Genomic DNA, 12,400 nt, shown 5'->3' with positions numbered 1-12,400 from the left:
TTCCTTTCAATTTTTAGTTTTTTCTGCATCTTTTATGCAGTTTTTAATGTTCTTATTTTTCCGCTAGTTCGGTGAGCAACAATAATTTCATTTACCGCACGTCTTTCTACTAGCCAATTTTTAGGATTTAAAACAATTCCGCCAATTTTCTGACTTGAAATCAATTCTTTTTCTTTTCTAGTTGGACGTTTTAATTGTTTCATTTATACAAATCACTCCTTCATATTAATCAATAAATTTTGCAGTTTCATGGCACAATCATGTCACGCTATTACTGCAAAACTTAAAATATATTTGTTTTGTAGTTTTCTTTCGTTGCAAACTACAAACACGCAAAGAGTGACTTTCTAACCAATTTCTTGTATACTAATTCTTGTCACGGAGTAGCATACAAAGAAGTTTAAGCACTCTTTGTACGATCCGAAGAAATCTTATAATCTCATAAATGAGCAAGTCAGATTCCCTCGGATTGGCTATTCAGTTTTCAAAGATCAGCTAAAACAAATTTTAGAAATAGAACCTTTCCTTAACTTCTACAATTTCATAAAATTCACCAATCGAAATAGATTCTTAAAAACTTGTTTTAATGAAATATCTTTGCTTTTAATAAGATATCTCATTAAAGCGAGTTTTTTTTACAATCCAATTATTTATTTTTAGTTATCATAATACCGATTTACACCAAGATATTTTTTAGTATATAATTAAGAAAAATATTTAGGAGAAAAATTATGAGATTAAATAGACTAGATTATAAATTTGTTGTATTAATATCAATGCTTATATCAGGTATGTTAATACGATTATTTCCAAAGCTTAATTTTGTTATCTGTCTTTTTGTTATATCTTTCTTCTTTTTTTTCTTATTTGAATATGTACTTGGTCGAACAAAACCAAAGCATAAAAAGAAAAAGTGATAATTAGTATTAAGCGTTCTTTTAGACTCAATTTCAATAACATTCTTTAATTCGAACAAATCATTTTTTCATTACATCCACCACATAAAATGTTTACTTCTTTAGTCGCTCTGACTGTTTGCTCGCAACATGGACAAATATATTTCCTAGTGCTAGATTTCTTTTTTGATGTTTTTTTTATTCCTCCCTTTCTGTATAAAGAAATATTTTCAAACGCTTTATTTCCGTTAACAAATTCTTTTAAATTTTCCGAAGGCTCTGTAAGACTCCAACCAATTCGAGCAGAATATGAAATAATTAACTCTCGCTTTTCACTTTCCGCTTTAAATTTCTTGTTGTGATAAGTTCCTCCTCTGGATACATCTTTAATATCATTTTCTGCACAATACTGATGTACCATCTCATGAATAAGAGTGGCTATTACATTTTCAATCTTTCTATTTAGTGTTTCAGCTCCTAAATTAATTTCATAAGCCTTACTATCTTTTGAAAGATTCCAGACTTTATCAACTGTAAAATGCCCATATGCTGACGGAGTGCTCTGTATAGTAATAACTGATTTTGAAAGTGAACTTTCAAAGTATTTATCATTTAAAACATCAAACGCATTTTCTAACATTTTTACAATCTCTGATAAAACTGGTTTCTTTTTCATCTTCCTATCACTACTCCTGTTCTTGTTTTTTATTCATATTGATCTCAACTCCAAAACCATAAGCTTTAGCAAATTGTTCTTCATTAACTCGACCCTTGTCAGTTTTGAATCCTTCTTGTTCCATTTTTACATTGAAGTTTCTAATAATTACATAAGCTTTTGGTACACTACATTTCATTAACTCACTCACTTCTTTAGCTGTGAGGAATTTAATCATCATTTTATCGCTCCTGTCAATTTTTTGTATAAATTATCGGTTAAACCGTTTCTCTATATATAATATACAACGGCTAAACCGATATGTCAACGATAAATATAGATTTATTTTATATTCACTAATAATATATCGACTAAAGTGATATTATGAAGGAAATGAGGTGATTCTTATGGCTTTTGGCGATAAACTAAAACAACTTAGAGCTTCTAGAAATATGAAACAAAACGAATTGGCTGACCTTCTTTTCTTAAAACAGAGTTCAGTCAGTGATTATGAAAATAATAAATCTATTCCAAGTGGTGATATTATTACCAAGCTCACTCAAATCTTTAATGTGAGTTCTGATTACCTATTGGACATTGATAGCCCAAACAAATCAAAACTCGATAAAACTATCGAGGAAACTTTTGAAGAATTAAAACATGAAGATACCCTTTTGTTCTTGAAAGACGGCGATATTGATGAGGAGACAGCAAGACTCATTAAAATTGCAATGAAAAATGCTATTAAAACAGTTGATGACATGAAGAAAAAAGAATGACGATATTTTTGAATGTACACTTTCAAAAATAGAAAGCAAGGTGGAACGTATCAACGGGATAAGTAGAACAATAAAAGAAGAGGCTACTAGGATTGTTGAATTTTATAATACTAATGATCCTGTAGCCATCACTGAATATTTAGGTATATTGATATTAAAATCAGATTTGGGTAACGTTAATGGCTTTCTACAGTATTATAGTAATCATTACATCATTCACATCAATCAAAAAATTGAAAATGAAAAATTATTTGATAAAGTGATAGCTCACGAGCTTGGGCACTATTTCCTACATAAGCATCTAAATATCTTCAAAATGAGCCTAAGTACTATCGCTTTTACTGGAAAGATCGAGCAAGAAGCGGACAATTTCGCTTGCGAACTCTTATTACCTGACAAAATTCTTAAAGAAGAAGCTATTTACATTGAAAATATGAATCATAAAGAAATAGCAGTGTATTTTAACATTGATCCCGATATAGTTAGCCTTAAATATTATAATAATATGGTAGCTAATTTTTTTTAATAAAAAAAGAACGTACGTTCCCGTTTAGAGAGGTGATTATTTTGGCAATTAGCAAAAAAGAGAATGGTTACAAAATCGATGTTTCTTTAGGAATCGATCCAATAACAAAAAAACAGCAACGAGTCAGAATAGAAGGAATAAAGAAAAAAAGCAAAGCTCAGGAACTCGAAGCCCGATACATTCGCTTATATCATGAAAAAAAACTTGTTTCAGCAAGTTCTTTCACTTTAGAAGATATTCAAGAGATTTATTTTGAAAAATACACAAGCAACCAAAAAGCAAGTTATATTAGATCACAACAAGAATTGTATAAGAATCACATCAAGCCTTTTTTCAAAAATGCTTTGATTACTTCCCTCAGATTCAAACAAATAAACGATTTTCAAAACTGCTTACTGATAAAAGAATCTGTTGCAAAAAAAACTCTCTCTAAAAATTCAATAAATAAAATTATGATATTACTGGGAAAATTGTTCAATACAGCAATAAAAGAAAACATCATCATGGAGAACCCATGCCGAAATGTCGAAAAATTGAAATTTCAAAAGAAAGAAATGAATTTCTGGACAGCTAACACTTTCAAAATTTTTCTTGCTGCTATTGATGAAGAAAGAGAGCCATACACATCACTATTTTATCAGATAGCATTTTTGACTGGCTTACGTGCAGGGGAAATGATTGCATTAACATGGAATGATATTGACTTCGATAGAAGCGAAATAAGAGTGAATAAGACTGCTTCACTTATTAGAGGGGAATATATCACCACTGAACCTAAAACAATAAACAGTCGTCGTTTCGTGACTATTAATAGCAATCTATTGAAAAGATTAAAGAAATGGAAAGAAAGTCAGCAGCAGTTTCTTCTTGACCACTTTCAGAATTTTAATCCTGATTCTCTTTTAGTCTTTCAGTATAACGAAAACCATCCATCAAGGGACTTCTTTAGTAGAAGAATCAAGCGAATCATCAAAGAGAATGAATTAAACATTGAACCTATTAGATTACATGATTTCAGACACTCTCACGTTGCTTTGTTGATTCATAACGGCGAAGAACCCACAGCGATCAAAGAACGCTTAGGACACGCCTCTATTACAACTACAATAGATACCTATGGACACTTATACCCAAATAAACAAAAATCTATGAGTGATAAATTAAATAACCTCTTTTAAATCATTGCCTATTTACCAACTTTTAGTAAGTAGGCATTTTTAGGCATCAACATTTTTAGAAAACAAAAAAAGAGAACGCATATTCCATCTTCTAAACGTCCTAAAACGCCGACAGAATACCATTCTCGTGGGTTTGGCACCCAATGGGTCGTAAGGGGCTCGAACCCATGACCCGCTGATTAAGAGTCAGCTGCTCTACCAACTGAGCTAACGACCCAAATAACTAGTACTTAAATAGTGTAGCACTTGAAAGTTGTTTATTCAAGAAAAAACGTCAGATACAACGAAATAAGTTACGACTGGTTTATCTCATTATACCTAACTTTTTTACTCTCCTTGTTCTTTTTTTACAGGACATGTGGTGTGACAATCATCACAGCTCTTCCCTTTTTTGATTCGAGAATAGACAACATATCCAGCTGCGCCAAAAATCATTACTGCTAAAATAAATGTGGCCATGTTTTTACCCTCTTTCTAACGTTGCCATTGTAATAACTGGTTCTTCTTTTATCTTTGGTTTTCTCACTAAATAATACCCCATGATAATCAAGAGTAGTGTTGCAATCAGTATCCCCACTCCAATATGACCATTCTCAAAGATCACATGCCCAAATTGATAGATAATAAAACTAACCACATACGCTAAACCACATTGATATCCAATCGCTCCCCAAGTCCATTTCAAATTGCCCATCTCTCTTCTGATTGCACCAATTGCTGCAAAACACGGGGCGCACAATAGATTAAAGACTAAAAATGAATAGGCCGCAACTGGAGTGAAGGCTCCTTGTAACGCAGACCAAACTTCCACGCCATCCTCCGAGACTTCCCCTACATGTCCGAATAAAATACCAAATGTACCGATCACGTTTTCTTTTGCAACTAAACCTGTTATCGTAGCAACTGCACCCTGCCAAGTGCCCCAGCCAAGTGGTGCGAATATTGGTGCAATGACTTTCCCTAAATTGGCTAAGATACTTTGATCCGCTTCTGCTTCTTGCAAAGTAAACGTATAGGTAGACGTAAACCAAATAATGATACTCATCACGAAAATAATTGTTCCTGCTTTCTTCACAAATGATTTACTGCGATCGTATGCGTGACGAAGAACACCACGTAATTGCGGCATATGATACGCTGGTAATTCCATGATAAATGGAGCTGGATCACCTGAAAACGAATGTATTTTCTTCAATGCAATCCCCGATAATACGATTGCTGCGATCCCAATAAAATAAGCGGATGGAGAAACCCAACTACTTTTTGGAAAAAAGGCACCTGCAATCAAGGCAATGATTGGTAGTTTTGCTGAACAGGGCATAAACGTAGTAACCATGATCGTCATCTTACGGTCTTTTTCATTTTCGATCGTACGACTAGCCATGACACCTGGTACGCCACAACCTGTTGCAATCAGCATCGGGATAAACGATTTTCCTGATAACCCAAATTTTCTAAATAAGCGATCCATCACAAAGGCAATTCTTGACATATAGCCACAATCTTCTAAGAAGCCTAAACATAGAAACAACACTGCTAACTGTGGTAAAAATCCCAGTACAGCACCCACCCCAGCTATGATTCCATCTAAAATCAAACGTTGCATCCAAGGTGCTACTTGCCAATTAGCTAATAAACCTTCAACGGTATTGGGAACAAGATTTCCAAACAATTCATCATTGATCCAGTCAGTCCCCATCGTGCCTACAGTTTGAATTGCTAAATAATAAACAAACCACATAATCACAGCGAAAATGGGTAAAGCCAACCAACGATTTGTCACGATTCGATCGATTTTATCACTAGTATTGAATGTGATTTCATTTCTCTCGATAGAACACAGAGCCGTTAAGCGAGTAATGAATTCGTAACGTTCATTAATGACAATCGATTCACTATCATCCCCGAAAACTTGTTCTGTGATTTTAATAATTTCTTCTATTTCATCTTGCTGCGCTGAACTCAATACTAGCTCTTTTATGACTCTAGTATCTCTTTCAAACAATTTGATACTGTACCACCGAGCTTGTCTTTCCAGTACACGGTTCCCTAAAACAACTATAATTTCATTTAGGGCTGCTTCTAAACGATTATCATAAGTTGGATAGTTAAATTCTTTTGGGAAGGTTTCTGTTTCTTTTACTGCTTTTGTTATCAACGCATCCAGTCCTCGATTTTTTAGGGCGCTAACTCCTAGTACATCCACACCTAAACCATAAGCGAGTTTTTCACTATTGATTTTTTTCCCAGTTTTATCTAAAATATCCATCATATTTAACCCAACAACAACGGGAATCCCAGTTTCCATCAATTGAGTTGTCAGATACAAGTTTCGTTCTAAATTTGTAGCATCAACGATATTAATAATCACGTCAGGGTCACCACTTAGTAAATAGTCTCTGGCAACCCCCTCTTCTGGTGTGTAAGGAGATAGAGAATAAATACCTGGTAGATCCTGAATCGTTATCTGTTTATTTTTTTTAAGCTTTCCTTCTTTTCGTTCAACAGTAACACCCGGCCAATTTCCTACATATTGATTTGCGCCTGTTAACGCATTGAATGTCGTTGTTTTCCCACTATTGGGATTTCCTGTCAACGCAATATGCCGTTCTTCCATTCCTTATCCTTCTTTCTGCACCAAGACTAGTTCTGCTTCATTTTTTCTTAACGTTAATTCGTATCCACGAAGATTGATTTCAATCGGGTCCCCTAAAGGCGCCATTTTTCTGACTAGTAAATCCACCCCTTTTGTTAGTCCCATATCCATTAATCGTCTTTTAACAGCACCTTGTCCATGAATCCCAATGACGCGAGCTTTCTCCCCCACTGTTAATTGATCGAGCGATAGCCAATTTTCCTCATTGATACTTTTTTCTACTATTGTAATCTGCTGCAATACAGATACATTAATCGCAATTCGACTATTATGTAGCAAAACGATCCCATTCTCCCTAGAATAATTCACCAATACCACTTTTCCTCCTGAGACAAAACCAAGGTTATTTAGATGTTTCTTGGCAAAACCTTCCGCTTGAATTCCTTCAATTGTATAAACCTTATTCAACTTTGCTTGTGCCAATGTCAACATTTAGTGATCCTCCTATTTTAAAAGCCAGTATCTTGTAACATAATTCATCCCAATCATTTCCCTTTTAAAGCGAAATCTTGTGAAAAAGTTTCATTCATTCTCCCATTGATACTGATAATCGTTCTCATCAAGTATACCTGTTTGTGAGACTTAAATCAATGTTCTATCTACCTATAGTAAGAAAATACTCTCCACGCTGATTTGCCTCAATTTTTGTAGTGTGTCTTACTTTCATTCACCACTATATCTTGTGCTTTAGCCTCCATATTTTCTAATTCAAAATTTAATAAATTTCTTTTTTTAGCACAAAAACAGCTTGAAAAGTCGCCTAAATCTAGAGATTACGAGCTTTCATATTTCTTTCAAAAACACAAAACATGGTATTCAGACAAAAAACAACCACAATATGTAGTGCCTAACTGTTGACTTTTTTCGTGAGAGATTTATACTAGTGAAGTAAACTAATTGAGGGGGAATTAAAAATGAACGTAAAAATCTTTTCTAAAAATAATTGTATCCAATGTAAAATGGCAAAACGCTTTTTGAGCGAGAATAATATAGCATTTGAAGAAGTAAATATCGATATCCAACCAGACGCGATCGAATGGTTAAAAGAACAAGGATTTCAAAGTGTTCCGGTTATCACTTCTGACGCTACAACAGTTGTAGGATTTCGTCCTGATCAATTAAAACAATTGGCTAGCTAAAATGAAAATTGTTTATTTTTCAGTCACTGGACAAACCAGACGCTTCATTAAAAAATTGGATTTAGCAGCTTACGAAATTGAGCCTGCGAATCCTTTTTTTGAGATAAATGAGCCTTTTGTTCTAGTCGTTCCTACTTATGACCAAGAGATCACTGAAGTAGTGAACGATTTTCTTGATTACAAAAGTAATCGAGAAAACTTACAAGGCGTTGCAGGAGGCGGCAACCTTAATTTCGCAGAATTATTTGTATATACAGCCAAAGACATAGCACGTGATTACAACGTTCCGATGCTTTTTGCATTTGAATTTAGCGGTACGAACGAAGACGTGGAATCCTTTAAGAAAGTAGTGAATGAACTTGAGTCTAAAAGAAATTAAAGATGTTAGCTATTTTAAGCTGAATAACGAGATCAACCGTCCCGTTGATGGACAAATTCCTTTACATAAGGATAAAGAAGCTTTGGAAGCTTTCTTCAAAGAAAATGTTCTTCCTAACACAAGAACCTTCAATACTATAGAAGAAAAAATCAATTACTTGATCGACAATGATTATTTAGAAACCGCCTTTATCGAAAAATATTCTATGGCTTTTATTGAACAATTATACACATTTCTTGATGAACAGCAGTTTGAATTCAAATCATTCATGGCCGCTTACAAGTTTTATTCACAATATGCGCTTAAAAACAACGAAGGAACTGAATACTTAGAAAGTTATGAAGATCGTGTCGCTTTTAATGCATTATATTTCGCTGATGGCAATGAAGAATTAGCTTTAATTTTAGCTGATGAAATGATTCATCAACGTTACCAACCTGCAACGCCTTCTTTCTTGAATGCTGGGCGTAAACGTCGCGGTGAGCTTGTTTCTTGTTTCTTGATCCAAGTAACAGATGACATGAACAGTATCGGCCGTTCAATCAACTCCGCTTTACAATTATCACGTATTGGTGGCGGTGTGGGTATCACATTAGCAAATTTACGTGAAGCAGGTGCTCCGATCAAAGGATACGAAGGAGCTGCCAGCGGCGTGGTTCCTGTTATGAAATTGTTCGAAGATAGTTTTAGCTATTCTAATCAATTAGGTCAACGTCAAGGTGCTGGAGTTGTATATCTAAACGTTTTTCATCCAGATATCGAAATGTTTCTATCTACAAAAAAAGAAAATGCGGATGAAAAAGTTCGTGTGAAGACATTATCTTTAGGTGTTGTGGTTCCTGATAAATTTTATGAATTAGCTCGCAATAATGAAGATATGTATTTATTCAGCCCATATAGTGTAGAACGTGAATATGGCGTACCGTTCTCTTATGTTGATATTACAAAAGAATATGACAACCTAGTTGCCAATCCAAAAATTCGTAAACGTAAAATCAAAGCACGTGACTTAGAAAATGAAATTTCTAAATTACAACAAGAATCTGGCTACCCATATATCATCAATATTGATACAGCCAATAGAAGCAATCCAGCTTATGGCAAAATCATCATGAGTAACTTATGTTCAGAAATTTTACAAGTTCAAACACCATCTGTTTTGAATGGCAAACAAGAGTATGAAACACTTGGGACAGATATCAGCTGTAACCTAGGTTCAACGAACATCGTCAACTTAATGGATAGTCCTGACTTTGGTAAATCAGTTCGTGCTATGACACGTGCCTTAACATTTGTTACAGATGCTTCAGATATCGATGTAGTTCCTTCTATTCAAAACGGAAATAGATTAAGCCATACAATTGGACTTGGTGCGATGGGTCTCCATACATTCTTTGCTAAAAACCACATGGAATATGGTTCAAAAGACTCATTAGATTTCACCAATGTTTACTTTACTTTATTAAATTATTGGACTCTAGTAGAAAGCAATAACATTGCTAAACAATACAACGAAACATTCCATAACTTTGAAAAATCTGATTATGCTAATGGTTCTTATTTCGATAAATATATTGAAGGAGATTTCACTCCTCAATCGGATAAAGTCAAAGAAATTTTCAAAGATATTTTTGTTCCAACATCTGAAGACTGGGCAAAATTACGTGATGCAGTAAAGCAAGATGGTTTATACCACCAAAATCGTTTAGCTGTAGCACCTAATGGTTCTATCTCCTATATCAATGATACAAGTGCTAGTATCCATCCTATCACTCGTATGATCGAAGAGCGCCAAGAAAAGAAAATCGGTAAAATTTATTACCCTGCTCCTTATCTAGCAAATGATACAATTCCTTATTACACATCTGCATATGACATGGATATGCGTAGAGTGATCGATGTTTATGCAACAGCACAACAACACGTAGATCAAGGAATGAGTTTAACCTTGTTTATGCGTTCTGAGATTCCAGAAGGTTTATATGAGTGGAAAGATTCACCGAAACAAACCACTCGTGATTTGAATATTTTACGTCACTATGCTTTCCATAAAGGGGTTAAATCAATTTATTACGTAAGAACATTTACAGATGATGCGGAAGAAATCGGCAGTAACCAATGTGAAAGTTGTGTCATTTAGAAAAGCAAAAAGAGCTCGTAAAAATACAAACAAGGCGCCCTCTGGTCGCCTTGTTCCATGATATGATGTATTTTATTGTAAGGGTAATAAGGAGGAAAAAACATGGCAACCTATTATGAAGCAATTAACTGGAACGCTATCGAAGATGTGATCGACAAGTCTACTTGGGAAAAACTAACGGAGCAATTTTGGTTAGATACTCGTATTCCTTTGTCTAACGACCTCGATGACTGGAGAACTCTTTCAGATCTCGAAAAAACGACTGTAGGGTATGTTTTTGGCGGTTTGACACTATTAGATACTGTTCAGTCTGAAAGTGGGATGGAACAGCTAAGAAATGATGTTCGCACACCACATGAAGAGGCTGTTTTAAATAATATCCAATTTATGGAATCAGTTCATGCTAAAAGTTATTCATCTATCTTCAGTACATTAAATACTAAAAAAGAAATCGATGATATCTTCGAATGGACAAATACAAATGTTTACCTACAAAAAAAAGCAGAAAAAATCAATGAAATTTACAAAACTGGTACACCATTAGAAAAGAAAGTTGCTAGCGTATTTTTAGAAACATTCCTATTCTACTCTGGTTTTTATACGCCTCTTTACTATTTAGGCAATAATAAACTAGCAAACGTTGCGGAAATCATCAAATTGATTATTCGTGATGAATCTGTTCATGGAACTTATATTGGCTACAAATTCCAATTAGGATTCAATGAGTTGTCTGAAGCAGAACAAACTGAAATGAAAGATTGGATGTACAATCTTCTTTATGAGTTATACGAAAATGAAGAACGATATACTGAAGAATTATATGATGGATTAGGCTGGACTGAGGAGGTAAAAACCTTCCTACGTTACAATGCTAACAAAGCGTTGATGAACCTTGGAATGGATCCATTGTTTGCCGATACAGCCAACGATGTTAATCCAATCGTTATGAACGGTATATCTACCGGTACAAGCAATCACGATTTCTTCTCTCAAGTTGGGAATGGTTACTTATTAGGAACTGTTGAAGCAATGAAAGATGACGATTATTTGATTGGTATGGAATAATTCTTCCTAAAAAAGGTCTAGGATAAAACGACTTAAGTTGTTATCCTAGCCTTTTTTATTGATCCATTAGAAGCTCTCTCTCTAATATTCACCCCCTTTCCGTGATATACTTGTCCTATTAAAAAACTTTTGCTAAACGAATTATTTTTAAGAGGTGTATCATGACTATTTTAGTATATAAATTCCTGCTCGGTTTCATCACAGGTAATATAATTGGTCTGTTCTCATATATTACCCATTTGCTTACAAAGTCTGGAGCATTGGCTGTAATTCTTATGGCTACCGTTGTTTGCGGCTTTGGCTCATGGCCAACTTGGGGCTTACTTATTTTATTTTTTGCAAGTTCTGGATGTATTTATTTTCTAAAAAAAAGAATGAATGCCACTAAAGCGACATCAATTGTTGAAAAAGGGCACACAAGAGATGGTTGGCAAGTACTTGCTAATAGTCTTCCAGCCATCAGTTCTTTAGTGCTTTTCTATTATACAGAAAACCAATTATTCTTATTTGGCTATGTTAGCGGGATCGCTGGTGCTACTGCGGATACATGGGGGTCTGAAATCGGGATTTTAAGTAAACGTCATCCTCTCTCAATTATCTCCTTTAAACAGATTGAAACAGGACTATCTGGTGGTATTTCTATGCTTGGAAGTTTGGCTTCTTTTTTTGGCAGTCTATTGATTTCATTTACTACCTGGTTGTGTTATCGCTGGCTTCCTGTTTCCGAGCATCTAACTACGCTATTCTTTATCGTTCCACTTCTTTGTGGTATTTTCGGATTGCTTGTGGATAGTTTGTTAGGGGCAACATTGCAAGTAAAATATCGCTGTACTATTTGTGGACAACTTACAGAACAAAAGCAACATCATCAACAAGAAACAAACCAAATAAACGGACTATCCTGGATGACAAATGATTGGGTTAATTTTTTTAGCGGCTGTTTGACCGTCCCATTAAGTTGGCTTCTTATTTTCTATCTCCAATGAT

14 protein-coding genes and 1 tRNA gene are annotated in these 12,400 nt (G+C 34.5%); 8 read left to right on the top strand and 7 right to left on the bottom strand.

Going from position 1 to position 12,400, the window contains the following annotated elements; genetic code table 11:
- Positions 1 to 32 precede the first annotated feature (32 nt).
- The 3 genes from AC1PU0_RS03550 to AC1PU0_RS03540 all read right to left on the bottom strand — a co-directional run bounded on the left by AC1PU0_RS03550 (position 33) and on the right by AC1PU0_RS03540 (position 1,792).
- The gene (locus tag AC1PU0_RS03550; RefSeq protein WP_479998718.1) at positions 33 to 203 is read right to left on the bottom strand and encodes a DUF6906 family protein; all 171 of its coding nucleotides are present in this window, start codon (positions 201 to 203) and stop codon (positions 33 to 35) included.
- A gap of 760 nt (positions 204 to 963) precedes the next feature.
- Complete coding sequence (locus AC1PU0_RS03545) at positions 964 to 1,572, bottom strand: SprT-like domain-containing protein (RefSeq protein ID WP_479998717.1); 609 nt, start codon at positions 1,570 to 1,572, stop codon at positions 964 to 966.
- Between the two features lie 10 nt (positions 1,573 to 1,582).
- On the bottom strand, positions 1,583 to 1,792 hold the full coding sequence (locus AC1PU0_RS03540) for a DNA-binding protein (protein WP_479998716.1): 210 nt from the start codon (positions 1,790 to 1,792) through the stop codon (positions 1,583 to 1,585).
- Between the two features lie 166 nt (positions 1,793 to 1,958).
- Here AC1PU0_RS03540 and AC1PU0_RS03535 point away from each other — a divergent pair, with 166 nt between their 5' ends.
- The 3 genes from AC1PU0_RS03535 to AC1PU0_RS03525 are packed head-to-tail and all read left to right on the top strand — an operon-like array spanning position 1,959 to position 4,034.
- The gene (locus tag AC1PU0_RS03535) at positions 1,959 to 2,330 is read left to right on the top strand and encodes a helix-turn-helix domain-containing protein (RefSeq protein WP_479998715.1); all 372 of its coding nucleotides are present in this window, start codon (positions 1,959 to 1,961) and stop codon (positions 2,328 to 2,330) included.
- Positions 2,331 to 2,370: 40 nt separating this feature from the next.
- A complete protein-coding gene (locus AC1PU0_RS03530; RefSeq protein WP_479998714.1) occupies positions 2,371 to 2,856 on the top strand; it encodes an ImmA/IrrE family metallo-endopeptidase in 486 nt (161 codons plus the stop codon).
- 41 nt (positions 2,857 to 2,897) lie between these two features.
- Positions 2,898 to 4,034 (top strand): tyrosine-type recombinase/integrase, encoded by a 1,137-nt coding sequence (locus tag AC1PU0_RS03525; RefSeq protein ID WP_479998713.1) that lies wholly within the window; start codon positions 2,898 to 2,900, stop codon positions 4,032 to 4,034.
- Between the two features lie 144 nt (positions 4,035 to 4,178).
- Here the strand turns inward: AC1PU0_RS03525 and AC1PU0_RS03520 are convergent.
- From AC1PU0_RS03520 to AC1PU0_RS03505, 4 genes are all read right to left on the bottom strand, one after another.
- Positions 4,179 to 4,251, bottom strand: a tRNA-Lys gene (locus AC1PU0_RS03520).
- Positions 4,252 to 4,361: 110 nt separating this feature from the next.
- Positions 4,362 to 4,493, bottom strand: a complete 132-nt coding sequence (locus AC1PU0_RS03515) for a FeoB-associated Cys-rich membrane protein (protein ID WP_111246918.1) — start codon at positions 4,491 to 4,493, stop codon at positions 4,362 to 4,364.
- A gap of 4 nt (positions 4,494 to 4,497) precedes the next feature.
- The gene (feoB, locus tag AC1PU0_RS03510; protein WP_479998712.1) at positions 4,498 to 6,651 is read right to left on the bottom strand and encodes a ferrous iron transport protein B; all 2,154 of its coding nucleotides are present in this window, start codon (positions 6,649 to 6,651) and stop codon (positions 4,498 to 4,500) included.
- Between the two features lie 3 nt (positions 6,652 to 6,654).
- A complete protein-coding gene (locus AC1PU0_RS03505) occupies positions 6,655 to 7,122 on the bottom strand; it encodes a FeoA family protein (protein WP_069653711.1) in 468 nt (155 codons plus the stop codon).
- 482 nt (positions 7,123 to 7,604) lie between these two features.
- Between AC1PU0_RS03505 and nrdH the strand changes: the two genes are divergently transcribed.
- The 5 genes from nrdH to AC1PU0_RS03480 all read left to right on the top strand — a co-directional run bounded on the left by nrdH (position 7,605) and on the right by AC1PU0_RS03480 (position 12,399).
- On the top strand, positions 7,605 to 7,829 hold the full coding sequence (nrdH, locus tag AC1PU0_RS03500; protein WP_069653710.1) for a glutaredoxin-like protein NrdH: 225 nt from the start codon (positions 7,605 to 7,607) through the stop codon (positions 7,827 to 7,829).
- Between the two features lies 1 nt (position 7,830).
- Positions 7,831 to 8,208, top strand: a complete 378-nt coding sequence (gene nrdI / locus AC1PU0_RS03495; RefSeq protein ID WP_069653709.1) for a class Ib ribonucleoside-diphosphate reductase assembly flavoprotein NrdI — start codon at positions 7,831 to 7,833, stop codon at positions 8,206 to 8,208.
- Positions 8,189 to 10,348, top strand: a complete 2,160-nt coding sequence (gene nrdE / locus AC1PU0_RS03490) for a class 1b ribonucleoside-diphosphate reductase subunit alpha (RefSeq protein ID WP_479998804.1) — start codon at positions 8,189 to 8,191, stop codon at positions 10,346 to 10,348. Before nrdI ends, nrdE begins: the two co-directional genes overlap by 20 nt.
- 102 nt (positions 10,349 to 10,450) lie before the next feature.
- Positions 10,451 to 11,413, top strand: coding sequence for a class 1b ribonucleoside-diphosphate reductase subunit beta (gene nrdF / locus AC1PU0_RS03485; RefSeq protein ID WP_069653708.1), 963 nt, complete (start codon positions 10,451 to 10,453; stop codon positions 11,411 to 11,413).
- A 161-nt stretch (positions 11,414 to 11,574) separates the two neighbouring features.
- The gene (locus tag AC1PU0_RS03480; protein WP_479998711.1) at positions 11,575 to 12,399 is read left to right on the top strand and encodes a DUF92 domain-containing protein; all 825 of its coding nucleotides are present in this window, start codon (positions 11,575 to 11,577) and stop codon (positions 12,397 to 12,399) included.
- The last annotated feature ends 1 nt before the right edge of the window (position 12,400 follow it).

This window comes from Enterococcus sp. XAF26B05_ASV22 (assembly GCF_056727285.1).
This window is presented reverse-complemented; position numbering and strand designations above follow the sequence as displayed.

Coding starts and splice junctions, on each gene's coding strand:
- AC1PU0_RS03505 (WP_069653711.1), bottom strand. CDS start 7,122: ATGTTGACATTGGCACAAGCAAAGTTGAATAAGGTTTATACAATTGAA.
- nrdF (WP_069653708.1), top strand. CDS start 10,451: ATGGCAACCTATTATGAAGCAATTAACTGGAACGCTATCGAAGATGTG.
- AC1PU0_RS03550 (WP_479998718.1), bottom strand. CDS start 203: ATGAAACAATTAAAACGTCCAACTAGAAAAGAAAAAGAATTGATTTCA.
- nrdH (WP_069653710.1), top strand. CDS start 7,605: ATGAACGTAAAAATCTTTTCTAAAAATAATTGTATCCAATGTAAAATG.
- nrdI (WP_069653709.1), top strand. CDS start 7,831: ATGAAAATTGTTTATTTTTCAGTCACTGGACAAACCAGACGCTTCATT.
- AC1PU0_RS03540 (WP_479998716.1), bottom strand. CDS start 1,792: ATGATGATTAAATTCCTCACAGCTAAAGAAGTGAGTGAGTTAATGAAA.
- AC1PU0_RS03480 (WP_479998711.1), top strand. CDS start 11,575: ATGACTATTTTAGTATATAAATTCCTGCTCGGTTTCATCACAGGTAAT.
- feoB (WP_479998712.1), bottom strand. CDS start 6,651: ATGGAAGAACGGCATATTGCGTTGACAGGAAATCCCAATAGTGGGAAA.
- AC1PU0_RS03545 (WP_479998717.1), bottom strand. CDS start 1,572: ATGAAAAAGAAACCAGTTTTATCAGAGATTGTAAAAATGTTAGAAAAT.
- AC1PU0_RS03535 (WP_479998715.1), top strand. CDS start 1,959: ATGGCTTTTGGCGATAAACTAAAACAACTTAGAGCTTCTAGAAATATG.
- AC1PU0_RS03515 (WP_111246918.1), bottom strand. CDS start 4,493: ATGGCCACATTTATTTTAGCAGTAATGATTTTTGGCGCAGCTGGATAT.